We start from the raw sequence: 26543 nt of genomic DNA on the forward strand, positions 1-26543 counted from the left end.
GCTTATCCAAAACTGCTCGGTCTGGTCCAGGCCTTGGTGAAGCAGCTCGGCACGCTCGCGGCCCCGGCCGAGCGGCGCCTGCGGAAGTCGCTGGGCGATTCCCCGACGATCTGCCGGAACGTCCGGCTGAACGACCCGAGGCTGCTGAAGCCCACCGCGAAGCAGATGTCGGTGACGTCCCGGTCGGTCTCGATCAGCATCGACATCGCCCGCTCCACCCGCCGCCGTTGCAGGTAGCGGTGCGGGGTCTCGCCGAACGTGGCGCGGAACGTGCGGATGAAGTGCGCCTCGGAGACGAGCGCTATCCGGGCCAGCGCCGGGATGTCCAGCGGGTCGGCGTACGCCCGGTCCATGGCGTCCCGGGCCCGCAGCATGGCCCGGTTCGACTCCTCCACCGCACGACTCATCGGCCCCCGCCTCGTCGTCACCGCCGTCAGCGCCAGGCTATCCCCGTCGTCGGCAGTCGAAGCGGCCCGGGCCGTATCCCGCGCGGCGGGGCAACGCAATGGTGTACATCGATGCAACAATCTAACTGTGAAAGAAGTTTCCAAATTCCCCACCGTCCGGTACTTCGCCCAGGCGAACCCGGTCGGGCCCGGCCAGGACGACGTGCCGGCGCTGCTCCGTCGGGTCGCGGACACCATCGAGGAACTCGGGCCGGTGTGGATCCAGGACGTGACCCTGGGGAACGAAATCAACGAGCACGGTGACTGGTACTCGCTCACCGTCTACTTCCACGAGGAGTCCAACGGCGGCGAGTGAGGCGGCCGTACGGCCACGCCCACCCGACGCCTCTGCCAGCATCGCCCTGGCGCAACGAGCTACGCCTACCGACCCGGATGCCCGCGTCACGCGCGTTCGCAGAGCGCGTACTGGTCGCGGCTCGGTCGTCGGCGCAGGCGCCGTCGTGGCGAAGGACGTGCCGCCGCTGAGCGTGGTGACGGCAACGAGCGCGGTCGAGCGGAGGCGTCTGGCATGACGGAGATTCCGGTATAACCAGCGGTGTGTTCCGCTGGCCGGTATCGCTTCCCGGGAGGCCATGTGACGACGACCCAGGTACGTGACCGCCTGGACGGGATGCTCAGAGCCGGCCAGGTCGACGGTCTGCACGCCGTGGCAGCCGTTCGCGGCGGCCGATGCCTGCTGGAGTACTACGGGGCCGGCGAGGACTTCGCCTGGGGCGACTCACTGGGTGTCGTCGAGTTCGGACCCGGGACGCTGCACGACATCCGGTCGGTCACCAAGAGCGTGACCGCGCTGTTGTACGGCATCGCCCTCGGGGAAGGGCTGGTGCCGCCGCCGGCGGAGCCGCTCCTGCCGCTGTTCCCGCAGTATCCCGACCTGGCGGCCGACCCCCAGCGTGCCCGGCTCACGGTGGAGCACGCGCTGACGATGTCGTTGGGGTTGGACTGGCGCGAAGATCTCCCGTACGACAGCCCGGCCAACGCCGAGATCGCGATGGAGCTGGCACCGGACCGGTACCGGTACGTCCTGGAGCGGCCGATCGTTGAGCCACCCGGGTCCCGGTGGACCTACTGCGGCGGTGCCAGCGCCCTGCTCGGCCGATTGATCGCCGACGGCACCGGGCAGTCGCTGCCGCAGTACGCGCAGGACATGCTGTTCGCGCCGCTGGGCATCGGCAGCCACCAGTGGATGACCGGCGCGGACGCAGTGGCCTCCGCCGCGTCCGGGCTGCGACTCGCGCCCCGTGACCTGGCCAGGATCGGCGAGCTGGTGCTGACCGAGGGAACCTGGGACGGCCAGCGGGTCGTCTCCACCGACTGGATCCGCGCGATGCTCCAGCCACGCCTGCAGACCAGCTGGGGCACCCGGTACGGCTACCAGTGGTACATCGAACCCATCGCCGGCCACCGGGTGTACGCCGGTATGGGCAACGGCGGCCAGCGGCTGTTCGTCCTGCCCGACCTGGACCTCACCGTGGCCGTCACCGCCGGCAACTACAACGACCCCGACCAGTGGCGGACCCCGCTCACCGTGCTGGAGCGGGTCGTCCTCCCCGCAACGGCCTGACCCACGCCGCGCCCGCCGGCGCAGCGCAGCAAGGAGCCATGGCAGGCCGCCTACTCCACATCCTTGGCAAGGACTGCGACCGCCACCTTGCCCACCACCGTCGTCAGGACGTAGTTGGCTGTGCCACTGAAAACGACACCTACGCCGATCGGGACCGCCTTCGCCATCGCCTTCTGGGTGAAGGTGATGGACACCCGCTTGAACAACTGCTTGATCGTGACCAAGGCGGGTCCCCGCAGGTACTGGTAGACCAGCTTCTGGGCGATCTTCTGGACCGCTGCCTTGCCGCCGCCCGCCGCCAACTGTTCCGCCGAGCCGGCCAACGCGAGCACGAAGGCCAGGTGCTTCTTGTCCTCACTGCTCAGCTCGGCCTCGTAGACCTCGACCAGACACATGCACATGTCGATCTGGAGCTTGAGTGCCACGGCGAGGTCGGCGGCCCCGCCGCCCAGGACAGCAACCGCCGTCCCGATCCCCGGAATCACGCTCGGGGCCGCGGTGACCACACCAGCGGCTGCCGAGATCTTGGCGTACCGGTCAATGACCTTGGCGGCGATCCGGCCCTTGTCCTCCAGACTCTCGGGCTCCCGCTTGAACTTGGCCTCGAAGGCCGCACGGTAACCCCCCACGAGCTCAGCGGCCGCCTCAGGCGTGATGGCGATCGCCTCCACGGCTTTCTGGATCGGAGACGGCTCGAGCTCGCCCACCGCGTCGTCCATCGACTTCCTTCCGGGTCCGCTGCACTCATACGACGGGGGCAACCACTGTGCACCCGCTCCACCGGGTCGTCCGGCAGCACCAGGGGGATGGTGAGCATCCACCGACGGTTGCGACGGCCGCTGCCCCCCTCACCGCGGTGTGGAGTTGGCGGGAACGAAGTCAGATGTTCGCCACTGCTCCCGCTCGTCGACCATCCTCTGACCATCTACTTCTGGGCGCTGAACGTTGCGGCGCGGCCGCTTCCGATGACAGCCCTGACCGCCTTCCGCACCCGCCGCAATCGACTCGGAGGGATGCATCAGGCGCTCGGCAAGCTCGACGGGCGGCTGTCATGACCGCCGTTGCTGTCAGCGTTGCCGTCATCCGGCAGAGCGGCGTCATCAGCCGCCGCGGAAGCCTGATGAGGTTGGAGCCCCCGGCCGGGATCGAACCGGCGACATCTCGCTTACAAGGCGAGTGCTCTGGCCAGCTGAGCTACAGGGGCGCGTGTGTCGACGTCAGCATAGCGACTGGTGCCCGGAAATCCCGCTCGGCAGGTGTCCCGAGCACGGAAAACGTCAATTTCCCGACCGCTGCGGCCCCGTATCGGCCGCGGCGGACCCGGACGGCGCGGCGATTGATGCCCGGGAGTGCCCGCCTGACCGGAATGCGTATGCGCTCGATCCCACCCGTCGTACCCCGTCTTGGCACGGTGTCGAAAGCCGTTTACGGTGCAGTGACACGGACGACACCCCCGGCCGGCTCCGGCCACCCCCAGGGACGTCGCCCGTGGACCGGCATCGAGGGTGCCGGTGGCTCCTTCACTCGGATCGTCCGGCACGTTCCTGCCGGTGAAAGGAAGCGCACCACCATGGCTACGGTCACCTACGCGAAGGCGTCCCGGATCTACCCGGGCACCGAACGCCCCGCGGTCAACCAGCTCGACCTCCAGATCGGCGACGGGGAGTTCCTCGTCCTGGTCGGCCCGTCGGGTTGCGGTAAGTCCACCAGCCTGCGGATGCTCGCCGGCCTCGAGGACGTCGACGACGGCGCGATCTACATCGACGACCGGGACGTCACCCACCTGCCGCCGAAGGCCCGCGACATCGCGATGGTCTTCCAGAACTACGCCCTCTACCCGCACATGTCGGTGTACGAGAACATGGCGTTCGCGCTCAAGCTGCGCAAGACCTCCAAGGACGAGATCGACCGGCGGGTCAAGGAGGCGGCGGGGCTGCTCCAGCTGGAGGAGTACCTCAACCGCAAGCCGAAGGCGCTCTCCGGTGGTCAGCGCCAGCGGGTCGCCATGGGGCGCGCGATCGTCCGCGAGCCGCAGGTCTTCCTCATGGACGAGCCGCTGTCGAACCTCGACGCCAAGCTCCGGGTGCAGACCCGTACCCAGATCGCCTCGCTGCAGGCCAAGCTCGGCATCACCACGGTCTACGTCACCCACGACCAGGTCGAGGCGATGACGATGGGTCACCGGGTGGCCGTCATGCTCGACGGTGTGCTCCAGCAGGTGGACACTCCCCGCGCGCTCTACGACACCCCGGCCAACGTCTTCGTCGCCGGCTTCATGGGCTCCCCCGCCATGAACATCAAGACCGTCCCGCTGAACGAGCAGGGCGCCGCCTTCGCCGAGATGCACATCCCGCTCACCCGGGAGCAGGTCGCCGCGGCCCGCGCCGAGGGTGGCGACGGCAAGGTGACCGTCGGCTTCCGTCCGGAGGACTGCGACCTGGTCAGCCCGACCGAGGGCGGCATGCCCGTCGTGGTCGAGCTGGTCGAGGACCTCGGCTCGGACGCGAACGTCTACGGGCACGCAGCGCTCCAGGGTCTCGACGAGCGCTTCGTGGTCCGCACCGACCGGCGCACCATGCCGAACATGGGTGACACCGTGTTCGTCAAGCCGCGCGCCGGCCGGAGCCACGTCTTCCACGCCGTCACCGGCAAGCGGATCTGACGTACGCGTAAGAAAAGGGGCGGCCCGCTGTCGGCGGGCCGCCCCTTTCTCGTCGTGCGTGTGCGGGCCGGTCAGCCCTCGGCGGCGCGGCGGCGGGACACCTCGGCGAGGGTGACCGCGGCGGCGACGCTGGCGTTGAGCGACTCCACGTCGGAGATCATCGGGATGCTGACGGTCAGGTCGCAGGTCTCCCCGACCAGCCGGGACAGCCCGCGCCCCTCCGAGCCGACCACCACGACCAGCGGGCCGACGGCGGCCTCCAGGTCGTACAGGTCGGTCTCGCCGTCGGCGTCCAGGCCGACCACCATGAAGCCGGCGTCCTGGCAGGCCTTCAGCGCCCGGGTCAGGTTGGTGACCTGGGCGACCGGCACCCGCGCGGCCGCGCCGGCACTGGTCCGCCAGGCGGTCGCGGTGATCCCGGCGGCCCGCCGCTCGGGTACGAAGACACCCTGCGCGCCGAACGCGGCGGCGGAGCGGATCACCGCGCCCAGGTTGCGCGGGTCGGTGACCCCGTCCAGCGCCACCAGCAGCGGGGCGGTGTGCTCCACCGACGCGGCCAGCAGGTCCTCGAAGGGCTCGTACGCGAACGGCGGCACCTGGAGGCCGACGCCCTGGTGCAGCACGCCGCCGGTCATCCGGTCCAGCTCGGCCCGGCTGATCTCCAGGATGGCGATGCCCCGGTCCGCGGCGGTCCGGATGATCTCGTTGACCCGGTCGTCGGCGTCGATGCCCTGCGCCGTGTAGAGCGCGGTCGCCGGCACCTGGGTGCGCAGCGACTCCAGCACCGGGTTGCGCCCGACCAGCAGCTCCGGGGTGTCCTTCGACGGGGTGGACTTGCGGCCCGGCGCGACCCGGGGACCGGTCCGGCCGGTGGGCTTGCCGCCCCGGCCGCCCGTGCCACGGCCCGCCGGAGCGCCCCGGCCGCCGCCGCGGCCCCAGGTGGTGTCCTTGGTGCCCGGCTGACCGATCTTGGGGGCGCGCCCCTCCTCGGCCGCCGCGCGGCGCTCCTTGTCCTGCTTCCAGGCGGTGCGCTGCGGCAGCTTCTCGGTGCCCGAGTACGCCTTGTGCCAGGGCCGCTCGTCGGCGGGCAGGGTCTTGCCCCGACCCGCCAGAGCGTCCTTGTTCTTGCCGCCGGAGCCCTTGCGGGCACCCGCCTTCGGCGTCAGTCGCCGGCCACGGCGCTGCGAGTTGCCGGCCATCAGTCCTGCTCTCCAATAGTCCAACGGGGGCCCTGGGGGGTGTCCTCGACCACCACGCCGGCCTGCTTCAGCTGGTCGCGTACGGCGTCCGCGGCGGTCCAGTCCTTGCGGACGCGGGCCTGGGCACGCTGCTCCAGGGCCAGCGCGACCAGGGAGTCCACCACGCCGCGCAGGTCGTCGGCGCGGTCGCCGCCGGTCCACGCCGGGTCCAGGGGGTCGACGCCGAGGATATCCAGCATGGCACGCGTGGAGGCCAGGGTGGTGCGGACGGTCACATCCTCGCCGGCGGTCAGCGCGGTGTTGCCGTCCCGGACCACCTCGTGCAGCACCGCCAGGGCGGCCGAGGTGTTGAGATCGTCGTCCATCGCCGCCACGAAGCCGGTCGGCAGCTCGCCGAGCTGGCCGCCACCGACCCGCTCGGCGGCCCGCTGGACGAAGCCCTCGATCCGCCGGTACGCCACCGCGGCCTCGCGCAACGCGTCCTCGGAGTAGTCGATCCGGGAGCGGTAGTGCGCGGCGGCGTAGTAGTAGCGCAGCTCCACCGGGCGTACGCCCAGCGAGTCGACGTACGTCAGGTCGAGGGCGTTGCCGAGCGACTTGCCCATCTTGGCGCCGCCGATGCTGAGCAGGCCGTGGTGCACCCAGAACCGGGCGAAGGGCAGCCCGGCGGCCTGCGACTGGGCGATTTCGTTCTCGTGGTGCGGGAACGTCAGGTCCAGCCCGCCGCCGTGGATGTCGAACTCGGCGCCGAGGTAGCGCCAGCACATCGCCGAGCACTCGATGTGCCAGCCGGGGCGGCCCCGGCCCCACGGCGACGGCCAGTAGGCGTCGGCCGGCTCGTCCGGCTTGGCGCCCTTCCAGAGCGCGAAGTCGCGCGGGTCGCGCTTGCCTCGCTCGGGGGCGTCCCCGGCGGACTGCATGTCGTCGGGCGACTGCCCGGACAGTGACCCGTACGCCGGCCAGGAGGCCACGTCGAAGTAGACGTCACCGGAGCCGTCGGTGGCCGGGTAGGCGTGCCCGGTCTCGATCAGCCGGGCGATCAGCTGGTGCATCTCCGGGATGTGCCCGGTGGCGCGCGGCTCGTACGTCGGCGGCAGCACGTTCAGCGCCCGGTAGGACTCGGCCAGGATCAGCTCGTTGGCGTACGCGATCGACCAGAACGGCTGCTCCCGCTCCATCGCCTTGACCAGGATCTTGTCGTCGATGTCGGTCACGTTGCGGATGAAGGTGACCTCGTAGCCGGCGGCGAGCAGCCAGCGGCGCAGCACGTCGTAGTTCACGCCGGAGCGAAGGTGACCGATGTGCGGCGGGGCCTGGAGGGTGAGACCACACAGGTAGACCCCCACCTTGCCGGCTTCCCGCGGGACGAAGTCCCGCACCGATCGGGTGGCGGTGTCATACAGGCGTAGCGTCACCGTACAAGGGTAGCCGCCCACGCTTGCGCGGGTCGCCCGGAGCCGGGTCGTACGCTGCGTGCTGTGGAGACGACGGCGAGGGCCGGCGAACCCGGCGACGCGGCGATCAGGCCCGATGCCGGTGCGCCGCAGCGGGCTGGCGTCGGAGCGACGCAGGGGGCCGGCGTCGGGGTGGCGCGGCGGGACCCGGCGGCGGCCGGCGACGGGGCGGCCCGCCCCGCGGAGACGGCGCAGACCCTGGACCGGGGCCTGCGCCTGCTGCATCTGGTGGCCGACGCTCCCGCCGGGCTGACCGTGACCGAGGCGGCGAACCGGCTGGGCATCGGCCGGGCGGCCGTCTACCGGCTGGTCGGGGCGCTGACCGGGCACGGGATGCTGCGCCGGGACGGCGACGGCCGGCTGCGGCTGGGTGCCGGCGTGCTGCACCTGGCCCGGCGGGCCCAGCCGCTGCTCGCCGAGGGGGCGCTGCCGGCGCTGCGCCGGCTGGCCGAACAGGCCGGCGCGACCGCGCACCTGACGGTGGTCGAGGGCGGCGAGGGGGTGGCGCTGGCGGTGGTCGAGCCGAGCTGGACGTCGTTCCACGTGGCGTACCGGACGGGCGCGCGGCACCCGCTGGAGCGGGGGGCGGCCGGCCGGGCGATCCTCGCCGGCCGGTCGGGCGTGGCCGACCCGGTGAGCACCGTCGGGGAGCTGCAACCCGGGGCGTACGGGGTGGCGGCGCCGGTGCTCGGGGTACCGGGCCTGGAGGCGAGCGTCGGAGTGGTGGCGCTGGCCCCGCTGGACGCCGACACCGTCGGCGCGCAGGTCCTCGCCGCCGCCAGGTCGATCGCCACCGCCCTCTCCTGACCCCGACGCACGACTCGCGGCAAGATCCACTCCATTTCGCCGAGGTGGCGGTGTCAAACGCGACGGATCCCCGCCACATCGGCGACACGGAGTCGATCTAGGCCGCGGCGGCCCGTCGGCAGCAACCGGAGCGCGGTTACCACAGAATTCGGCGCCGGCGGGCGTCGTCCACAGGGCGGGCATACCTGGCCGGCGCTGTTTGTCCACAGGGGTGTCGCAGTACGAGCGGCGACGGCAACGCTCCTTGTCATGCCCCCACCACCTCATCGCCCGTCCGCGCTCGCCTGGCGGGTCTTCCGCGGCTCGGAAGCGATACGGCGTGGCCTGCTCACCCGGCACCAGTTGCGCGGCGCCGCCTGGATCCGGGTCCGCCAGGACGTCTACGCCGACGCCCGCCTCGACCGGGATCACACGCTGGCCTGCCAGGCCACCATGCTCCGCCTGCCACCGGAGGCGGTGATCGCCGGTCCGTCCGCGGCCTACCTGCACGGCGTCACCCATGCCGCCGGATTCGGCGACGTCGTGCACGTTCGGGTGCCCCGAACCGTCCGCCTCGGCTCCATCGGCGGCATTCGGGTGCACACCAGCGACGCGGTGATCCCGCCCGGCCGGCTGGACGCGACCGGCGCGACACGGGTTCCTGCCGCCCTCCCCCGGTCGGACCCGGCGCAGGCCGCCTGGGAGACGGCCGCCTGGCTGGAGCCCGTCCGGGCGGTCTCCGTCATCGACGCTCTGCTCGGTATGGGCCTGACATCCCGGGACGCCCTCGCCGAAACCGCCCGCCGGCAGGCCCACCGCCCGGGCGGTCGACGCGCCGCCCGGGTCTTCGACCTGGCCGACGCGGGAGCGCAGTCCCCGCCGGAGTCGTACCTGCGGGTCCGGCTGATCCTCGGCGGCCTGCCCCGGCCGGTCACCCAGCATCCCGTCCGGTTGCCGTCCGGCTTGGTCCTGCACCCGGACCTGGCCTGGCCGGAATTCCGGGTTGCGGTGGAGTACGACGGCCAGTGGCACGCCGACCCCGACCAACTGCACCGCGACCGACGACGACTCAATCAGTTGGTGGCCGCCGGCTGGCTCGTGCTGCATGTGACCAGTCGCCGTCTCCGCCACGACTTTCCGGCGGTCCTCCGCGAGATTCGGGCCGCCCTCGCCGCCCGAGGCTGGCGACGATGACCACCCGCCGCAGGCAGAGGGCGGACGGCGGAGGGCCCGGGCGACGACTGCCGCCCGGCCCCCCGACGGGAGATGCGTTACGGCTGGATGTGCGGCTTGAGCGGGCTCTTCACCGCGGCGTACGCGTCCACGATGCCGTACCCGTAGAAGCCGTTGAAGTTCAGCGAGCCGGCGCAGTACGCGTCGAACTCGGCCGAACGGCCCTCGTTGGTGTAGGTCTGCAGGCGCGGCTCGGGGCAGGCGTGCTCGGCGGCGGTCCGGTAGAGGTGCTGCTCCACCAGTTCCGGCGCCAGGCCGAAGCCGGTGCGGCCCTGCTTCTTGCCGAACTTGCTGACGATCAGACCGGCCACCCCGCTGACGTGCGGCGAGGCCATCGAGGTGCCCTGCAGGTAGGTGTAGTACCCGCACTCACCGGCGGTCGTGCACTGCTTGAACACCGAGTTCTCGAAGCCGGCGACGATGTTGCCGTTCTCGTCGACCGAGCCCTCCTCCTGGAGCACCTTCTTGGGGTACGTGGAGAGGATCATGTTGGCGTCGGTGCGGTAGGTGTCGGTGCCGAAGCCGTCGCGGAACCAGCCACCCGGCGCGGCGACCGAGATCTGCTCGGTGCCGTAGTTGGAGTAGTCCGCCTTCTTGCCGGACGGACCGACGGCGGAGACGCCGATGACGTGCGGCCCTTCGACCGGCAGGTCCCAGCAGCTGTCGTTGTCGATCGGCCGCGGGTACGGGGTGGAGCCGTAGTCCGGGCTGGAGACGTCGGTCCGGGGCGCACCGAGGTCCTCGTGGTTGTTGCCGAGCGAGCCGACCAGGGTCACACCCTTGCGGTGGGCGAAGTTCAGGGCTCGCGTCATGGCCTTGATGATGGCCCGCTGCTCGGCCTGCGCCTCCGGCGCGTCGGCCGGGTTGGCGGTGCAGTTGTAGAGCCACGGGTCGACGTAGAAGGACATGTTCACCACGTCGATGCCGGCCTTGCCGGCGTACACCAGGGAGTTGACCACCGGGTCGAGGAAGAAGTAGCCGGAGTCCTGGCCACCCTTGAGCTCGACCAGCGAGACGTTCGGGGCGACACCGGAGAGGCCGAACCCGTTGGCCGCGGCGCCAATGGTGCCGGCGACGTGGGTGCCGTGTCCGCCGTCGTCGGTGCCGACCGGGTCGAGGCAGCTCGCCACCTCGCAGGCACCGTCGACGTCGACCTTGTCCGGCGCGAAGTTGCGCGACAGCGACCAGTTGAAGTTCGGCGCGAGGTCCGGCTGGCTGGCGTCGACGCCGGTGTCCAGGATGGCGACGGTCACCCGCCGGTCACCCGGCTCGATCTTCCGCGCCCGGTCGGCGCGGATCATGTCGAGGCCCCAGAGCTTGTCGTCCAGCGGGTCGAGCTTCTTGCCGTGCCCCTTGGCGGCACCCTTGTCCTGGGTCAGCAGGTGTTCCTGCTCGACCCGGTCCAGCTTCGGCTTGCGGCCGATGGCCTTCTGCTCGGCGGCGCCGATCAGCTCACCGGCGGCGGCCGCCCGGCCGGCGAAGTCGGCCCGGTCGCTGGTGACCTGGAACAGGCCGACGTCGTCGGTGCGGGACACCACGGTCCCGCCCGCCGCCCGGATCGCGGCGATGGCCGCGTCCGCGGAGACGCCGTCCTCGGCGACCACGGTGAAGGTCCGGGTGCTGGTCGGCTCCGCGTTGGCCGGAGCCACGAGCCCCGTCACCGTGAGTGCCAGGGTCGCCGCGGTCGCGACTGCCCCGGCGGTGAAGCGCTTGCTCACCACATCAATTCCTCTCGTTGAGGGACGTGCGCAGCCATCAGACAACACCGATGCGAGTTGCGCCAGACAGGCGTCCGGATTGGACGCTTATCGGGCTTTGAGCTGGAGCGCAGCGAGTGCGGCGGGCAGGGCGGCCAGCGTGGCGACCTCGGCGTCGGGGCGTACCTCGGGCGGGCACGGGAGGCCGAGCCGGTTGAGCCAGATCCCGCGCAGGCCGGCGCGCTGCGGGCCGACCACGTCGTGGGCGAGCGAGTCTCCGACGTACGCGATCTGCTCCGCCGGCACGCCCGCGGCCTCGACGACCGCCGCGTAGAACGCCGGGTCGGGCTTCTTCGGCAGGCCGCCGTCGTGCGCGTACCGCTCGAAGGCGAACTCGCCGGCCAGCCCGCAGCGTTCGGCGCGGCTGTTGCCGTTGGTGGCGTAGCCGAGGCGGAAGTCGCGCCGCAGCGTGGCCAGGGCGGGAAGCACGTCGGCGTAGGGCCGGGTCAGCGCGAACCGCCGGGCGAAGAAGAGCGCCGCCACCTCGTCGAGGTGCTCCGCCAGGTCGGCCCGGGCCAGGGAGCGGGCCAGCGCGGCCCGCCGGATCTCCTGCACCGGCGCCGCGCTCAGCGCGCCGAAGACCGCACCCCAGTCGGACTCCAGGTCCGCCAGCGACACCTCGGCCGCCGCCGGGGTCAGCCTCCGCATCTCCTCGAGTACGGCCACCAGCCCGCCGGTGACCGCCGGGCGCAGGTCGAGCAGGGTCTCGTCGGCGTCGAACACCAGCACGGTCAGCACGGCACCGACCATCTCACGTCAGGGCGGGCTCCTCGGCCGGGGTCTCCGACCGTTCGGCGCGGCCGCCGCGCAGCTCGTCCAAGCGGACCAGCGCCACCCCGGCGACGATCAGCGTGCCGCCGAGCAGTTGCACCACGGTGGGCAGCTCGCCCAGCACCAGCCAGGCGATGAGCACCGCGAACATCACCTCGGTCAGCCCGACGAAGGACGACAGCCGCGCGCCGAGGATCCGCGTCGCCGCGATGCCGGCCTGGTACGCGATCACCGCGGCCACCAGCGACAGCCCGACGATCGGCACCAGCCAGCTGGTGCGCTGCCCGGCGAAGTCGACCTCGCCGAAGGTGGCCCGCAGCGGCAGCACCCCGACCAGCCCGAGCAGTGCGAGGACCGCCGCGCCGATCGCCATGCCACCGCTGGCCATGGCGACCGACGGCAGCTCGGCGTCGACCCGGGCGGCGAGCACGAAGTAGCCGGCCAGCCCCACGGCGGCCCCGAGCCCCCACGCCACGCCCACCGGGTCGAGGCGGGCGGTGCCGGTCAGGTCGAGCACGAAGGCCAGGCCGGCGAGCGCGGCCACCGAGCCGACCACGGTGAGCCGACGGGGTCGCTGGCCGTGCACCAGCCACATCCAGCCCACCACCAGGATGATCCCCAGGTACTCCAGCAGCAGGGCCACGCCGACCGGCAGGTAGCGCACGGCGTTGAAGAAGCACGCCTGGGCGGTGGCGACGCCGAGCAGCCCGAAGACGGTCACCGGGCCGAGGGTGCGGCGCAGCACGGCGCCCTTGCCGCGCAGCGAGAGCACGGCCGGCACCGCAAGCACCAGGGCGGCGATCCCGACCCGGGCGACCACGACGGCCTCGGCCGACCAGTCGGCCTCGATCAGGGAGCGGGCGAAGGTGCCCGAGGTGGCGAAGGTGACGGCCGAGAGCAGGGCAAGGCCCAGGCCGGCGCCAGCGGTTCGTTGGTGCATCGGGCTCTCCTCGCCGGCACGGGTGTCATCACCGAAATACGCTTATGCTGGTGACGCTAACGGCCGACTCTGACAGGAGTCAAGTTGCTTTTTGCTCATGACACCGAATGCGGGCTGATCGCGACGGCCGCCCTCGTCAACACCGACGACCCGGACGGCGAGGGGCTGCCCGACGTCGCCGCGCTGGACGGGTTCTTCCTCGCGCACGGGTGGACCGGCCGGCACGAGCACACCGAGGCCGAGCTGCATGCGGTCCGCGACCTGCGCCCCCGGCTGCGCCGGATCTGGCACGCCGACGTCGACGAGATCGTCGCCATCGTCAACGAACTGCTCCGCGAGTCCCACGCGCTGCCCCAGCTCATCCGGCACGACGACCAGCCGTACCACCTGCACGCGGTGCCCCGGGACGCGCCGCTGGCCACCCGGATGGCGGTCGAGGCGGCGATGGCGCTGGCCGACCTCGTCCGCGCCGGTGAGCTGAGCCGGCTGCGGATCTGCGACCACCCGGACTGCGAGAACGTGCTGGTCGACCTGTCGAAGAACCGGTCCCGCCGGTTCTGCGAGGCGGGCTGCGGCAACCGGGCCGCGGTCAGCGCGTACCGGGCGAGGAAGGCGGCCACTCGCTCCTGAGCAGCGCGTACTCCACCTCGCCGTGCTCGGTCCCCGGCGCCGGGTCGTCGAAGTGCAGGTGGAAGGTGCGCACGTACCGCAGGCCGGCCTTTTCCATCACCGCCCGGGACCGGCTGTTGACCGCCATGGTCTGGGCCCAGACCCGGCGTACGCCCACCGCGTCGAAGGCGTGCCGCACCAGGGCCAGCGAGCCCTCGGTGGCCAGCCCCCGCCCCCAGGCGCTGCGGCGCAGCCGGTAGCCCAGCTCCGCCTGCGTCCCGTCGGCGGACGGGTCGAGCGCGAACCAGCCCAGGAAGCCGCCGCTCCCCCGGTCCTCCGCCGCCCACCGCCCCAGCCCGGGGTGCGCGTCGTACTGGCGCAGCAGCCGGGGCAACTGCTCGTCGCGCACGGTGGCGCGCGGGGTAGGCCGGCCGCCGGTCAGGAAGCGCATGACCTCCGGGTCGCTGTCCAGCTCCACCAGGTGGTCCACGTCGTCCGCGGTCAACCGGCGCAGCCGCAGCCGCTCGGTCTCCAGCAGCACCTCACCGGTCATGCCGCGATGATTCCGCCCCCCACGCGCGCCGGTCGACCGATATTCAGCGCGGCGGCGCGGCCACGAAGACCCGCCACGCGTACGGGTCGAAGGTGAGCACCGGACCACCCGGATCCTTGCTGTCCCGCACCCCGACCGTCCCCGGCAGATTCGTCGCCACCTCGACACACTGGTCGTTGGACCCGCTCCGACGGCTCTTACGCCATCGGGCACCGGTCAGCTCCATGACTCCGCCAATTCCCTCAACCGCTCGATCGACTCCTGCGGTGGTAACGCCGCGCCGAGCGTAGCCTCCCAGGTCCGTTGCAAGCGCATGAGATCAGCCGGATGGTCCAGCTCCTGCCCACCGATTTGCCCACCGAGGAAGGCCAGCTCCACGTCGTCGGCCAGGCTGGCGAGGATGAACGGGCCGTTCAACCCCGGGTACTCCTCCGCCGAGGACGGGACGACATGAAGTCGGACCAACGGATGCTCGGTGGCGAGGCGGGCGAGATGCAGGGTCTGGTCGCACATCACCTTCCGGTCACCGACCCGCCGACGCAGAACCGCTTCATCCAGCACGGCGACAAGGCGCGGAGGGCGTTCGGCGTAGAGCACTGCCTGGCTGTTCATCCGATCGGCCAGGCGCCGTTCGATCTCATCCGGATTGAGCAGGGGATCGGACTGAAAGACGGCTCTCGCGTAGCCCTCGGTCTGCAAGAGGCCCGGGACGTGCAGTGGGTCGAACCAGCGCAGCGCCCATGCTTCGGCAAGGATCGCGCGCCAGCCGCGTAGCCAGGCCTGCGCCTTGTCCAGGCTGACCAGTTCGGTGAGCATCCGGCCGAAGAGGCCGCCCGTCTCCAGGGCCTCGTCCACCAGTTCCAGGTACTTGGCCGCGGGTTGCTGCTGGCCCAGCTCGACCGCGCTCACCATCGACGCCGAGTAGTTGACCGCCCTGGCAAACTCGTCCTGGCTCCACCCCCGGCGCGTCCGCGCCCGGCGCAGCTCGGCGACCAGGAAGGCCGCCGCCGTCATCCGCCCGTCCGCCATCCTGCCGCCCTCCAGCGCCCCGGTGATCGACTCCAGCGCCGCGCCAGCCGGCCGGGCCCCGAGGCACACGGCATCTCCCAGAACGGCCGCGAACCCTTCCGAACGTAGTGGGTCCATCACCAGACTGTGAGGAGCGACACCGCGCGGCCCACCCTCCGGCAGCGCCGGTGTCGCCGTGGGACCGCCCGCTCCCCCGGCCGGGCGGTCCCACCGGCCGGGGGAGACGACGCAACCGTTTCAGCCTCGTAGGGAGTCCACATGCCCCGGTCCGCCTGGCGACCCTGGTCCGCGCGCACGCCCCTGCCGGCGGCAGGGCCGCCACCAGAATCGGCCGGTCAGCTCACCGCCGCGCCGTCCGCGCGGCCCGGCGGCAGCCGGTGGTGAGCGGCGCGGGCCACTCGCACCTGCCGCTGCGTCCGCTCTGGCTCTGCCGGACCTGCGCCGCGCCGTGGCCCTGCGCGACGGCCCGCCTCGCCCTCGTCGCCGAGTACGCCCACGACCGGGTGGGGCTCAGCGTCTACCTCTGCGCGGTCCTGCACGACGCGGCCGCCGACCTGTACCGACTCCATCCGCACGACGGACCGGACCCGGCGACCCTCTTCGGGCGGTTCCTCGCCTGGGTCCCCCGCGGCCACCCGATGCCGGGGGACCGCTGACCCACCTCCCGTTTGCGGCGTGTCGGGGTGTCTCACGGCCCGGACACCCCGACACGCCGCAAACCGGGGCGCAAGCGGGGGCACGCGCCGGGCACGCGCGGGGGGTCAGGGGTGGGTCATGCGGAGCAGGTCGAGGGCCTCGTCGAGCTGGGTCTCGGAGAGCTTGCCGGAGTCCACGTGACCCCGGGCGATCACCACCTCGCGGATGGAGATCTGCTTGGCCAGCGCCTCCTTGGCGATCGAGGCGGCCTCGTCGTACCCGAGGTGGCGGTTGAGCGGGGTGACGATCGACGGCGACCCCTCCGCGTACGCCAGGCAGACCTCGGCGTCCGCGACCAGGCCGACCACCAGCCGGTCGGCGAAGAGCCGGCTGGCGGCGGCCAGCAGCCGGATCGACTCCAGCAGGTTGCGACCCATCACCGGGAGCATCACGTTCAGCTCGAAGTCGCCCTGGGAGCCGGCGAAGGCGACGGTCGCGTCGTTGCCGATCACCTGCGCGCAGACCTGCCGCATCGCCTCGGCGACCACCGGGTTCACCTTGCCCGGCATGATCGACGAGCCGGGCTGGAGGTCGGGGATGCGCAGCTCGCGCAGGCCGGCGCGGGGGCCGGAACCCATCCAGCGGATGTCGTTGGCCATCTTGTAGAGCCCGACGGCGACGGTCCGCAGCTGCCCGGAGGTCTCCACCAGCGCGTCCCGGGCGCCCTGCGCCTCGAAGTGGTTGCGCGCCTCGGTCAGCGGCAGCCCGGTCGAGTCGCGCAGCTTCTCGATCACCTTCGCGGCGAAGCCGATCGGGGTGTTGATGCCGGTACCCACGGCGGTGCCGCCGAGCGGCAGCTCGGCCAGCCGGGGCAGCGCGCCCTCCAGCCGCTCGACGCCGTAGCGGACCTGCGCGGCGTACCCGCCGAACTCCTGCCCGAGGGTGACCGGGGTGGCGTCCATCAGGTGGGTACGCCCGGCCTTGACCACCGTCTCGAACTCCGCCGCCTTCTCCTCCAACGCGCCGGCCAGGTGCTTCAGCGCGGGCAGCAGGTCCTCGACCACGGCCTGGGTGGCGGCCAGGTGGATCGAGGACGGGAAGACGTCGTTGCTGGACTGTGAGGCGTTGACGTCGTCATTCGGGTGCACGCCCCGGCCCAGCTCGCGGCCGGCCAGGGTGGCGATCACCTCGTTGGTGTTCATGTTGGACGACGTGCCTGAGCCGGTCTGGAACACGTCCACCGGGAACTGGTCGTCGTACCCGCCGTCGGCCACGTGCGCGGCGGCGGTGGCGATCGCGGCGGCCACGTCCGCGCCGATCACGCCCAGTTCCCCGTTGACCTGCGCCGCGGCGCCCTTGATCTGGGCCAGGGCCTTGATCTGGGCCGGTTCGATGCCGCGCCCGGAGATCGGGAAGTTCTGCACCGCGCGCTGGGTCTGCGCCCGCCACAGCGCCTCGGCGGGCACCTCCACCTCGCCCATCGAGTCGCGTTCGATCCGGTAACCCGCTGCCTCTGGAGTCGTCACGCGTACCATCCTGCCGCGCCCACCGCCGACTCGCAGATGATCGCTCAGTCCAGCTCCGCCAGCAGCCGGGCGACCTCGTGCCCGTCCGGCGACTCGACCTGACGGAACAGCGCCAGGGCCCGCATCCAGTGCGAGCGGGCGCCGGCCGGATCGGTGGCCCGCAGGCAGCGGGCGATCCCGTCGAGCGCCCGCGCCTGCTCGTAGCGGGCGCCCAGCCGGGTGGCGTCGGCGAGTACCCGGCGGTGCAGGTCCAGCGCGCTGGAGACGTCGCCCTGCTCGAGGATGGCCCGGGCCAGCAGGTTGCGCGACGCGCACTGGCCGATCCGGTCCCCCACCTCCGTCATCGCCACCAGCGCCTCCCGGTGCAGGGCCGCCGCCAGCTCCGGCCGCCCCGCCTCGCGCTGCAGCACGCCGATCTCGTTGCGCACCTCGCCCTCGCCGTACCGGTGGCCCGCCCGCCGCGCGAGGTACAGCGCGACCCGCAGGAGACGGCGGGCGGGCCCCACGTCGCCCATCCGGTGCCGGATGATGCCGAGGTGCCCGACGGCGTGCGTCGTCTGCCGGAGGTCCTGCGTCTGACGGGCCAGCACGAGGTGCCGCCGGGCGACGCGCAGCGCCTCCTCGTACCGGCCCCAGGCGAGCAGCGCCACGCAGAGGTTGTTCTGCAGGTTCGCCAGCTCGGGCGCGTCGTCCACACCGTTGATCAGGGCGAGTGCCTCGTCGAACTTCGCCTTGCCCTGCCGGTAGTCGCCGTTGCCCGCGTACGAGGCGCCGAGGTTCCTCAGTGTGCTGAGCACCTCGCCGCGTAGCCCGAGCCGGCGGCGCAGGTCCAGCGCCACCTCCATCAGCCGGATCGCCTCGGGGAAGCGGGCCAGGCGGTAGTACGCCGAGGAGAGGTAGTTCAACATCGTGGCGACGGCGACCTCGTCGCCGAGGTTCTCGGCGACCCGGAGACCGATCGTGTGAGTCTCGATCAGCTCGTCGAGATGACCGCCGTCGAAGTTGGGCCGCCAGCAGGCCCGGGCCAGCTGCCAGCACCGCGTCGGGAGGCCCTCCTCCTCGGCCAGCCGCACCAGAGCGGTGAGCACGGCCAGGTTCTCCTCGAACCAGGCCCGCCCCGACGGCACGCAGGCGGCCACCAGATCCGGCCGGGCCGGCGTGACGGCCGGAAGGGTGCGGCGGCTGCCCTCGGGCTCCAGCGTCTGCGCGATGGCCACCGCCACGTGCAGGTGATGATCGAGCAGGCGGGTCAGTGCGTCCCGGCGTTCGGCGGCCCGGTCCGCCTCGGCGAGCAGCAACCGGGCGTACTCGCGGATCAGGTCGTGCAGCCGGTACCGGCCCGGCTCCACCTCCTCGGCCAGGTGCGAGTCGACCAGCTCGTCCAGCAGGTCCTGCGTGTCGGCCAGCGGCAGCTCGGCGAGGGCGGCGGCGACCCGGTTGTCGAACCGTACGCCCGGGTGGAGGCCGAGCAGCCGGAACACCCGCTGCGCCGGGGGTGACACCTGGGCGTACGACAGGGCGAACGCCCGCCCCACCGAGCGCTGCCCGGCGGCCAGTTCGGCCAGCGGCCCGCCCCCGGTGACCAGCCGCTCGGCCAGGTCGGCGACCCGCCAGCGGGGCCGGTGCGCCAGGCGCGCGCCGGCCAGGCGGATCGCCAGCGGCAGGTACCCGCAGCGGCGCACCACCTCGGCCGCCGCCTGCGGTTCGGCGGCGACCCGCTCCTCGCCGGCCACCCGGCCGAGCAGTTCGATGCCCTCCTCCGGATCGAGCACCGGCAGCGACGAGGGCCGCCCCTCGTCCAGGCCGACCAGCCGGCGGCGGCTGGTGATCAGCACCAGGCAGTCCGGGCCGGTGGGCAGCAGCGGGGCCACCTGGTCGGCGCTGGCGGCGTTGTCCAGCACCACCAGGGCCCGCCGGGTGGCCAGTTCGCTGCGCCACAGCGCGAGCCGGTCGTCGAGGTCCACCGGGATCCGTTCCACGGGCACGCCGAGCTGGCGCAGCAGCGTGGCCACCGCCGCGGCGGGCGCCACCGGCGTCTGTTCGCTGTACCCGTGCAGGTCGACGAAGAGGTGCGCGTCCGGGTAGCGGTCCGCCAGGGCCGCCGCGACCTGCACCGCCAGGGTGGTCTTGCCGCTGCCGGCCATCCCGTCGATCAGTTGGATGCGGGCCCCGTCCTCCTCGATCTCCTTCGCCAGCCGGGCCATCGTCTGCTGCCGGCCGATGAAGTCGCTGATCGCCCTGGGCAGGGACCGGACGGGACCGGACGGCCGGCTCTCCGGCCCACCCGACGCCAGGTCGCCGGCGAGCACCCGCTGGTGCAGCTCCTGCAACGACGCGCCAGGCTCGATGCCCAGCTCCTCGGCGTAGATCCGCCGGCCCTCGCGGTAGACGGCGAGGGCGTCGGCCTGCCGTCCCAGCGCGGCGAGGGCGAGCATCAGCTGCCCGCGCAGCCGCTCCCGCAGCGGGTGCCGGTCCACCGCCTCGGCCAGCTCGTCGACCAGCTCGGCGGCCCGCCGCAGCCGCAGCTCGACGTCGACGCACTCCTCCAGGGCGGCGAGCCGCTGCTCGTCGAGGGTCTGCGCCCGCCGCCGCACGGCCCGGCTCGCGATGCCGCTCAGCGCCGGCCCGCGCCACAACCCGAGCGCCTCCCGGTAGCGCCGGTGCGCCTCGGCCGGCTGACCGGTGGCGAGCGCGGCGCGGGCGGCCTCGACCTTGCGGGCGAAGACCTCGAAGTCCAGGTCGGCCGGGTCGACGCGGACGCCGTAGCCGACCGGGTCGGTGGCGATGACGTCGGGCGGCAGGCCGAGCCCGGCGAGCCGCTGGCGCAGCCGCGAGACGCAACTGTGCAGCTGCGCCTTGGCGGTGGCCGGCGGGCGGTCCTCCCAGACCGCGTCGACCAGATCCTCCACCGGTACGACGCGACCGGCGCGCAGCAGCAGCATGGCGAGCACGATCCGGTCCCGACCTGCGGTGACGGTGGCCTCGCCGCCGCCGACCCGCAAGGGTCCCAGGATCCCGAACCGCATCCGCTCCCCCGCACGCCGTGGTGCACCCTCCAGCAGCGTAGCCCGCCGGTGACAGAACGCCCCGTCGAGGCGATAGCGATCCGATAGCGGAACGACAGCAGCGGGACCGACACTTGTCTGGGTTGTCGGTGACGGCATCCGACGGGGGCGGTGCGCCCGTCCGGGCGGAAATCCCGGGCGGGCGCACCGATGTCGAGGTACGACAGACGAGCAGGGGCGCCGGGCGAACAACCCCGCGCCCCTCTCGCGTACGCGTCGGTCAGCGGCGGCCGACGGTCAGCACCGGCTTGGTGACCTCGGCGAAGAAGTCGTTGCCCTTGTCGTCGACCACGATGAACGCCGGGAAGTCCTCGACCTGGATCTTCCAGACCGCCTCCATGCCCAGCTCCGGGTATTCCAGGACCTCGACGTGCTTGATGCAGTCCTGGGCGAGCCGGGCGGCGGGGCCGCCGATCGAGCCGAGGTAGAAGCCGCCGTGCTGCTGGCAGGAGCGGGTGACCTGGCCCGAGCGGTTGCCCTTGGCGAGCATCACCTGGGAGCCGCCGGCGGCCTGGAACTTCTCCACATAGGCGTCCATCCGGCCGGCGGTGGTCGGGCCGAACGAGCCGGAGGCGTAGCCCTCCGGGGTCTTGGCCGGGCCGGCGTAGTAGACGGCGTGGTCGCGCAGGTACTGCGGCATCGGCTCACCGGCGTCCAGCCGCTCGGCGATCTTGGCGTGCGCGATGTCCCGGGCGACGACCAGCGGGCCGGTCAGCGACAGCCGGGTCTTCACCGGGTACTTCGACAGCTCGGCGCGGATCTCGTCCATCGGCCGGTTCAGGTCGACCTTGACGACCATCTCGGCGTCCAGCGTCTCGTCGGTGACGTCGGGCAGGTAGCGGGCCGGGTCGGTCTCCAGCCGCTCCAGCCAGACGCCCGACGGGGTGATCTTGGCGACCGCCTGCCGGTCGGCCGAGCAGGAGACGGCGATCGCCACCGGGCAGGAGGCGCCGTGCCGGGGCAGCCGGACCACCCGTACGTCGTGGCAGAAGTACCGGCCGCCGAACTGCGCGCCGATGCCGAAGTTGCGGGTCAGCTCCAGCACCTCCGCCTCCAGCTCCAGGTCCCGGAAGCCGTGCGCGGTCATCGAGCCCGAGGTGGGCAGCGCGTCGAGGTACTTGGCGGAGGCGTACTTGGCGGTCTTCAGGGCGTACTCGGCGGAGGTGCCGCCGATGACGACGGCCAGGTGGTACGGCGGGCAGGCCGCGGTGCCGATGAGCCGCAGCTTCTCCTCCAGGAACTGCATCATCCGCGTCGGGTTCAGCAGCGCCTTGGTCTCCTGGTAGAGGTAGGACTTGTTGGCCGAGCCACCCCCCTTGGCCATGAAGAGGAACTTGTACGCGTCGGGGTGCCCGTCCGGGTCCTCCGCGTAGAGCTCCACCTGGGCCGGCAGGTTGCTGCCGGTGTTGCGCTCGTCCCACATGGTCAGCGGGGCGAGCTGCGAGTAGCGCAGGTTGAGCCGGGTGTACGCCTGGTACACACCGCGCGAGATCGCCTCGGCGTCGCCGCCGTCGGTGAGCACGTGCCGGCCGCGCTTGCCCATCACGATCGCGGTGCCGGTGTCCTGGCACATCGGCAGCACGCCACCGGCGGCGATGTTGGCGTTGCGCAGCAGGTCGAGCGCGACGAACCGGTCGTTCGGCGAGGCCGCCGGGTCGTCGATGATCGACCGGAGCTGGGCCAGGTGGGCGGGGCGCAGGAAGTGGGCGATGTCGTGCATCGCCTCGGCGGTCAGCGCGGTCAGCGCGGCGGGCTCCACGGTGAGGAACCGGCGGCCACCCGGGCCGTTGACGACATCGACGCCCTCGTCGGTGACCAGGCGGTACTCCGTCTGGTCGGGACCGGTCGGCAGCAAGGGGGCGTACGAGAACGCGGCGGCACTGCTCATGACGGGAAAGCCTAGGGCAGAGGCGTCGATCGGTGACACCCGACGGGTGCGTCGTGGGACGCCGCTCTCACCGCCGGCTGACCCGCCGCGCTCAGCCGTCCGGGTCAGCCCGGCTGGGGGCAGAGTTCCCGCTTGGGACCGCAGTTCCGCTGGTCGCCGGGGCCGCCCCCGGTGTCGGGGCCGGGCACGCCCCCGGTGCCCGGGCCGGGGCCGTCACCGCCCCCGTCGCGGGGCGGCGGTGGCTCCGCGCCGCCCGCGCCGAACCGGACGTACCCGATCTCGCGCCCTTCGCCGATGATCATGCCGTTCGGCCCGACCGCGAGCGCGTTGGCGCTGGTCCGGAGCACGACCAGTTCCCGGCCGGTACGCGGGTCGAGCGCGATCAGCCGGCTCGGCTTCTCCTGGGTGAGCAGCGCCGCGTACGGGGTCAGCGCCGCGCCCGCCTTGCCGCCGGCGGGTCGTCGCCAGCGCGCCCGGTCGACCCCCAGTTCCCGGCCGACGACGGTGTTCTTGTCGGCGGTGCGTACCAGCGCGTACCGGTCGTCGACGGCGAGCAGCTTCTCCCCCTCCGCGTCGACGAGGAGCAGCCGCCCGTCGTAGCCGTCGATGACTGCCTCCCGGCCGTCCGGCGCCACCCCGATCAGCACGTTGCGGGCGCCCTGCGGGTCCTCCCGCTGCACGCAGCCGGCGCTGTCGGCGGTGCGGAGGTTGACCCCGACCTTGCGCCACGCCTCCTGGCCGGTGGCCGGGTCGCGGGCGGAGATGGCGTACTGGCAGGTGCCGTCCCGGGAGACGGCGGCGATCCGGAGCATCCGGCCGCCGATCACGGCGAGCCGCTCGTCCCGCCCGGGTTCGACGTTCTGCACCACCCGCCCGGTGGCGGTGTCCACCACGTGCACCCGGCCGTCGACGGGAAAACCGAGCAGCGGCGGCACCGGCTCCGGGCCGGCCACCCCGCCCTCGATCCGCGGCGCGGTGAGCCGGCGGGTGCCGAGCAGGTTCGGGTTGTCGGCGAAGAGCCCGCTGCTGACGCCGGGCAGGAACGCGGTCCAGATCGGCCGGGTGCCGCGCGGGTCCCAGGCGGTCAGGGTGCAGTCGGTCGGTTCGACGCAGTGCGCGTCGAGCAGCATGTTCCGGTACGTCCAGACGGCCACCGCGTCGTCGTCGCGCCGGCGCACCGCCCCGGTCGTCGGGTCGAGCAGTTCGTACCCCTTGACCAGCAGCTTGCCCACGGCGACGACCGGGTCCCCGGTGCCGCCGGCCACCGCCGCCCAGTCGGCCTTGCGCTCCCACAGCTGGGTGCCGGTGGCCAGGCTGCGCGCCTCGACCCGGGTCCGCTGCTCGATCACGACGGTGTCCCCGGCGATGGTGACGCTCTTCGGGGTGCCGCCGATGCGCTGCTGCCAGACCACGTCCGGCTCGGAGATGGGCTGCCGCCGGTTGACCCAGTCCCATATCCCGGGGAACGGGTTCCAGGCCCCGGTGGCGGCGAGCACGACCACGGTGACGAGCCCCAGCAGCAACCAGCCGCGTACGCCAAGGCCCTTCACACCGCACACGGTAGCGACGATCACCGAACTCCCCCGGCCCCGCGCCGGAGTGTCGCCGCCCTTTCTGCGCGCCGCCGCCGCGCGCCGGGGCGTCGGCGGCGGGGAGCGCGAAGGCGTCAGCGCGGGGTGGCGGCGGAGCGGACCAGCGGCAGGACCCGGTACGGGATCTGCTCGGCCAGCGCGATGATCGTGGAGGCGCGGCGGATGCCCTCGTACGAGACGATCTGGTCGATCACCCGCTGCAGGTCGGTGTTGGACCGGGCGACGATCCGGCAGAGCAGGTCGCTGCCGCCGGTGATGGTGTGCGCCTCCAGCACCTCGGGGATGGCCGCCAGGTGGGCGGTGACCGCGTCGTGCCCGTGCCGCTGGCTGATCTCCAGGGTGACGAAGCTGGTCACCCCGAAGCCGATCGCGGCCGGGGACACCTCCGGCCCGAAGCCGCCGACCACCCGCCGCTCGATGAGCTTGTCCAGCCGGGCCTGGACGGTGCCCCGGGCCACCCCGAGCCGGCGGGAGCACTCCAGCACCCCGATCCGCGGCTCGTCGGCGAGGAGCTGGATCAAGCGGGCGTCCAACTCGTCGAGCTGTACATCCTGTCCAGCGTTCATGTTCCAACACTCTACCGAATGTGCATGATGACCAGCCAAACCGCCGACGGTTGCCCAGTACGCCGGAGCACCGCGATGCTCGCACCAAGAGCATCGGAACCACCGCGACGGCCCCCGGCCGGTACGCAAGGGAGGACACCATGACCCAGGCGATCGACCGACCCCAGTCGACCGAGGAGGTCGACGTCGACGCCCTCGTCGGCGCCGTCGACCACGACATCACCGCCGACCCGTTCCCGGTCAAGGGCCTCGACCACGTGCACTTCCTGGTCGGCAACGCCAAGCAGGCCGCCCACTACTACTCGACCGCCTTCGGCATGACCTGTGTGGCGTACCGGGGGCCGGAGCAGGGCTACCGGGACCACGCCGAGTACGTGCTGACCAGCGGCTCCGCCCGGTTCGTGCTGACCGGCGCGGTCCGCCCCGACGCCGCCGGCGCCGACCACGTCGCCAAGCACAGCGACGGTGTCTCCGACATCGCGCTGGAGGTGCCGGACGTCGACGCCGCGTACGCGCACGCCACCGCGCAGGGCGCCACCGGGCTGGTCGAGCCGCACGACGTCTCCGACGAGCACGGCACCGTCCGGATGGCCGCCATCGCCGCGTACGGCGACACCCGGCACACCCTGGTCGACCGGTCCCGCTACACCGGCCCGTTCCTGCCCGGCTTCGTCGCCCGCGGCCCGATCGTGGACCGCCGGCCGATGATCGACGCCGGCCTCCAGCCGAAGCGCTTCTTCCAGGCGGTCGACCACGTGGTCGGCAACGTCGAGCTCGGCCGGATGGACGAGTGGGTGGAGTTCTACAAGCGGGTCATGGGCTTCTCGAACATGGCCGAGTTCGTCGGCGACGACATCGCCACCGACTACTCGGCGCTGATGAGCAAGGTCGTCGCCAACGGCACCCGAAAGGTGAAGTTCCCGCTCAACGAGCCGGCGATCGCCCGCAAGAAGTCGCAGATCGACGAGTACCTGGAGTTCTACCAGGGCCCGGGCGCCCAGCACATCGCCGTGGCCACCAACGACATCCTGGCCAGCGTGGACGCCATGCGGGCCGCCGGCGTCGAGTTCCTGGACACCCCGGACTCGTACTACGACGACCCGGAGCTGCGCGCCCGGATCGGGCAGGTGCGGGTGCCGATCGAGGAGCTGAAGTCCCGCAAGATCCTGGTCGACCGGGACGAGGACGGCTACCTGCTCCAGATCTTCACCAAGCCGGTGCAGGACCGCCCGACCGTCTTCTTCGAGCTCATCGAGCGGCACGGCTCGCTCGGCTTCGGCAAGGGCAACTTCAAGGCGCTCTTCCAGGCGATCGAGCGGGAGCAGGAAGCGCGCGGCAACCTGTAACACTGTCGAGCGTGACGCAGCCTCCGACGTACCCGATGCCGCCGGCCGGTGGGCCCTCGCCCGCCGCCGGCGGCTTCGCGCCGCCCTCCGGTCCCACCCCCCAGGGGTACGCCGTGCCGCCGCAGCCCGGCCCGTACCCCGGGCTGCCGACCTATCCGGCGGGGCCGCCCGGCGCCCCGCCCCCGCTCCCCTTCTCCGCCGTGCCGGTCGCCCCGAACGGCCAGCCGCTGGCGAGCTTCGGCGACCGGCTGCTGGCGGTGCTGATCGACGGCCTGGTGATCATGGCCGCCAGCATGGTGGTCGTCCTGCCCGCGGTGATCGTCTTCTTCATCGCGGTCATGCCCGACCTGACCGCCACCACCACCGACGGCAGCTACGTCGAGCCGGACCCGTTCGCGGACTTCCTGCTGCCGTTCCTGGCCCTGGAGGCCGGGATCTTCCTGTTCGTGATCGGCCTGACGTACCTCTTCCACGTCGAGATGATGTTCAAGACCGGGCAGACGATCGGCAAGCGCGTGATGAAGCTGCGCGTCGTGCCGCTCGACCCGGCCGGGACGCTCGACCGCAAGGCCGCGGCGAAGCGGTGGCTCGCGCACCAGGTCGGCGGCTCGTTCATTCCGGGCTTCAGCTACCTCGACGGGCTCTGGCAGCTCTGGGACAAGCCCTGGCAGCAGTGCCTCCACGACAAGTTCGCCAGCACCGTCGTCGTTAAGGTGTCCGGGTGAGCGTTCAACCAGGCTGGTACGTCGACCCCGCCGAGCCCACCACCAGGCGTTGGTGGGACGGCGAGGGCTGGGTCGGCGCGCCCGTCCCGGTCGACGTCACCCCGCCGGAGGGCCCCCCGCCGCCGGAGCCGTCGCCCGCCCCCGAGCCGCCGACCTGGTGCGCGAGCCACCGCTT

At 72.5% G+C, this 26543-nt stretch carries 25 protein-coding genes and 1 tRNA gene; 10 read left to right on the forward strand and 16 right to left on the reverse strand.

The genetic code is table 11. The features are described 5' to 3' along the window. Window positions 1-2: 2 nt before the first annotated feature. Window positions 3-407, reverse strand: a complete 405-nt coding sequence (locus ACSNN7_RS09735) for a helix-turn-helix domain-containing protein (RefSeq protein ID WP_436680350.1) — start codon at window positions 405-407, stop codon at window positions 3-5. 127 nt (window positions 408-534) lie between these two features. Between ACSNN7_RS09735 and ACSNN7_RS09740 the strand changes: the two genes are divergently transcribed. Then, window positions 535-762: a hypothetical protein gene (locus ACSNN7_RS09740; protein WP_436680351.1), complete on the forward strand. Its 228-nt coding sequence runs from the start codon at window positions 535-537 to the stop codon at window positions 760-762. A gap of 315 nt (window positions 763-1077) precedes the next feature. Further along, window positions 1078-2031, forward strand: coding sequence for a serine hydrolase domain-containing protein (locus ACSNN7_RS09745; protein WP_436680369.1), 954 nt, complete (start codon window positions 1078-1080; stop codon window positions 2029-2031). A gap of 50 nt (window positions 2032-2081) precedes the next feature. On the opposite strand, the gene ACSNN7_RS09750 is transcribed toward ACSNN7_RS09745, so the two are convergent. Then, complete coding sequence (locus ACSNN7_RS09750) at window positions 2082-2750, reverse strand: hypothetical protein (protein ID WP_436680352.1); 669 nt, start codon at window positions 2748-2750, stop codon at window positions 2082-2084. Window positions 2751-3158: 408 nt separating this feature from the next. Continuing rightward, a tRNA-Thr gene (locus ACSNN7_RS09755) sits at window positions 3159-3235 on the reverse strand. A gap of 366 nt (window positions 3236-3601) precedes the next feature. Between ACSNN7_RS09755 and ACSNN7_RS09760 the strand changes: the two genes are divergently transcribed. Continuing rightward, window positions 3602-4693: an ABC transporter ATP-binding protein gene (locus ACSNN7_RS09760; RefSeq protein ID WP_334455595.1), complete on the forward strand. Its 1092-nt coding sequence runs from the start codon at window positions 3602-3604 to the stop codon at window positions 4691-4693. A 71-nt stretch (window positions 4694-4764) separates the two neighbouring features. Here ACSNN7_RS09760 and rlmB read toward each other — a convergent pair whose 3' ends face one another. Next, the gene (gene rlmB, locus ACSNN7_RS09765; protein WP_436680353.1) at window positions 4765-5892 is read right to left on the reverse strand and encodes a 23S rRNA (guanosine(2251)-2'-O)-methyltransferase RlmB; all 1128 of its coding nucleotides are present in this window, start codon (window positions 5890-5892) and stop codon (window positions 4765-4767) included. After that, a complete protein-coding gene (cysS, locus tag ACSNN7_RS09770) occupies window positions 5892-7307 on the reverse strand; it encodes a cysteine--tRNA ligase (protein ID WP_436680354.1) in 1416 nt (471 codons plus the stop codon). Before cysS ends, rlmB begins: the two co-directional genes overlap by 1 nt. 171 nt (window positions 7308-7478) lie before the next feature. On the opposite strand from cysS, the gene ACSNN7_RS09775 reads away from it, so the two are divergent. Both ACSNN7_RS09775 and ACSNN7_RS09780 read left to right on the forward strand, forming a co-directional pair. After that, a complete protein-coding gene (locus ACSNN7_RS09775; RefSeq protein WP_436680370.1) occupies window positions 7479-8153 on the forward strand; it encodes an IclR family transcriptional regulator in 675 nt (224 codons plus the stop codon). Between the two features lie 249 nt (window positions 8154-8402). Further along, a complete protein-coding gene (locus ACSNN7_RS09780; protein ID WP_436680355.1) occupies window positions 8403-9326 on the forward strand; it encodes a DUF559 domain-containing protein in 924 nt (307 codons plus the stop codon). Window positions 9327-9403: 77 nt separating this feature from the next. Here the strand turns inward: ACSNN7_RS09780 and ACSNN7_RS09785 are convergent, their stop codons facing one another. The 3 genes from ACSNN7_RS09785 to ACSNN7_RS09795 all read right to left on the reverse strand — a co-directional run bounded on the left by ACSNN7_RS09785 (window position 9404) and on the right by ACSNN7_RS09795 (window position 12833). Beyond that, window positions 9404-11083: a S8 family serine peptidase gene (locus tag ACSNN7_RS09785; RefSeq protein WP_436680356.1), complete on the reverse strand. Its 1680-nt coding sequence runs from the start codon at window positions 11081-11083 to the stop codon at window positions 9404-9406. Between the two features lie 87 nt (window positions 11084-11170). Then, on the reverse strand, window positions 11171-11860 hold the full coding sequence (locus ACSNN7_RS09790; protein ID WP_436680357.1) for an HAD family hydrolase: 690 nt from the start codon (window positions 11858-11860) through the stop codon (window positions 11171-11173). A gap of 13 nt (window positions 11861-11873) precedes the next feature. Further along, entirely contained in the window at window positions 11874-12833 is a 960-nt protein-coding gene (locus ACSNN7_RS09795; RefSeq protein WP_436680358.1) for an EamA family transporter, read from the reverse strand. Between the two features lie 84 nt (window positions 12834-12917). Here ACSNN7_RS09795 and ACSNN7_RS09800 point away from each other — a divergent pair, with 84 nt between their 5' ends. Then, a complete protein-coding gene (locus ACSNN7_RS09800; protein WP_436680359.1) occupies window positions 12918-13463 on the forward strand; it encodes a CGNR zinc finger domain-containing protein in 546 nt (181 codons plus the stop codon). On the opposite strand, the gene ACSNN7_RS09805 is transcribed toward ACSNN7_RS09800, so the two are convergent. The 3 genes from ACSNN7_RS09805 to ACSNN7_RS09815 are packed head-to-tail and all read right to left on the reverse strand — an operon-like array spanning window position 13423 to window position 15024. Then, window positions 13423-13995, reverse strand: a complete 573-nt coding sequence (locus tag ACSNN7_RS09805) for a GNAT family N-acetyltransferase (protein ID WP_436680360.1) — start codon at window positions 13993-13995, stop codon at window positions 13423-13425. The two genes, ACSNN7_RS09800 and ACSNN7_RS09805, sit on opposite strands and share 41 nt — an antisense overlap. 43 nt (window positions 13996-14038) lie before the next feature. After that, window positions 14039-14221, reverse strand: a complete 183-nt coding sequence (locus ACSNN7_RS09810) for a DUF397 domain-containing protein (RefSeq protein ID WP_436680361.1) — start codon at window positions 14219-14221, stop codon at window positions 14039-14041. Next, a complete protein-coding gene (locus tag ACSNN7_RS09815) occupies window positions 14212-15024 on the reverse strand; it encodes a helix-turn-helix domain-containing protein (protein WP_436680371.1) in 813 nt (270 codons plus the stop codon). Before ACSNN7_RS09815 ends, ACSNN7_RS09810 begins: the two co-directional genes overlap by 10 nt. Before the next feature lie 380 nt (window positions 15025-15404). Between ACSNN7_RS09815 and ACSNN7_RS09820 the strand changes: the two genes are divergently transcribed. Next, window positions 15405-15680, forward strand: coding sequence for a hypothetical protein (locus ACSNN7_RS09820; RefSeq protein WP_436680362.1), 276 nt, complete (start codon window positions 15405-15407; stop codon window positions 15678-15680). Window positions 15681-15785: 105 nt separating this feature from the next. Here ACSNN7_RS09820 and ACSNN7_RS09825 read toward each other — a convergent pair whose 3' ends face one another. The 5 genes from ACSNN7_RS09825 to ACSNN7_RS09845 all read right to left on the reverse strand — a co-directional run bounded on the left by ACSNN7_RS09825 (window position 15786) and on the right by ACSNN7_RS09845 (window position 24297). After that, the gene (locus ACSNN7_RS09825; protein ID WP_436680363.1) at window positions 15786-17195 is read right to left on the reverse strand and encodes a class II fumarate hydratase; all 1410 of its coding nucleotides are present in this window, start codon (window positions 17193-17195) and stop codon (window positions 15786-15788) included. 35 nt (window positions 17196-17230) lie between these two features. Next, window positions 17231-20212, reverse strand: coding sequence for a BTAD domain-containing putative transcriptional regulator (locus ACSNN7_RS09830; RefSeq protein WP_436680364.1), 2982 nt, complete (start codon window positions 20210-20212; stop codon window positions 17231-17233). A 259-nt stretch (window positions 20213-20471) separates the two neighbouring features. Further along, window positions 20472-22139: a fumarate hydratase gene (locus ACSNN7_RS09835; protein ID WP_436680365.1), complete on the reverse strand. Its 1668-nt coding sequence runs from the start codon at window positions 22137-22139 to the stop codon at window positions 20472-20474. 104 nt (window positions 22140-22243) lie between these two features. Next, a complete protein-coding gene (locus tag ACSNN7_RS09840) occupies window positions 22244-23662 on the reverse strand; it encodes a hypothetical protein (RefSeq protein WP_436680372.1) in 1419 nt (472 codons plus the stop codon). Window positions 23663-23805: 143 nt separating this feature from the next. Next, entirely contained in the window at window positions 23806-24297 is a 492-nt protein-coding gene (locus tag ACSNN7_RS09845; RefSeq protein WP_334455614.1) for an Lrp/AsnC family transcriptional regulator, read from the reverse strand. A gap of 140 nt (window positions 24298-24437) precedes the next feature. Here ACSNN7_RS09845 and hppD point away from each other — a divergent pair, with 140 nt between their 5' ends. The 3 genes from hppD to ACSNN7_RS09860 all read left to right on the forward strand — a co-directional run. After that, complete coding sequence (gene hppD / locus ACSNN7_RS09850; RefSeq protein ID WP_436680366.1) at window positions 24438-25643, forward strand: 4-hydroxyphenylpyruvate dioxygenase; 1206 nt, start codon at window positions 24438-24440, stop codon at window positions 25641-25643. Between the two features lie 11 nt (window positions 25644-25654). After that, window positions 25655-26368: an RDD family protein gene (locus ACSNN7_RS09855; RefSeq protein ID WP_436680367.1), complete on the forward strand. Its 714-nt coding sequence runs from the start codon at window positions 25655-25657 to the stop codon at window positions 26366-26368. Next, window positions 26365-26543: DUF2510 domain-containing protein (locus ACSNN7_RS09860; RefSeq protein ID WP_436680373.1), on the forward strand; the 179-nt coding region annotated here is incomplete at its 3' end. The genes ACSNN7_RS09855 and ACSNN7_RS09860, both read left to right, overlap by 4 nt.

Origin of the sequence: Micromonospora sp. URMC 105 (assembly GCF_051386295.1) — a bacterium.
Classification (GTDB): Bacteria; Actinomycetota; Actinomycetes; order Mycobacteriales; family Micromonosporaceae; genus Micromonospora.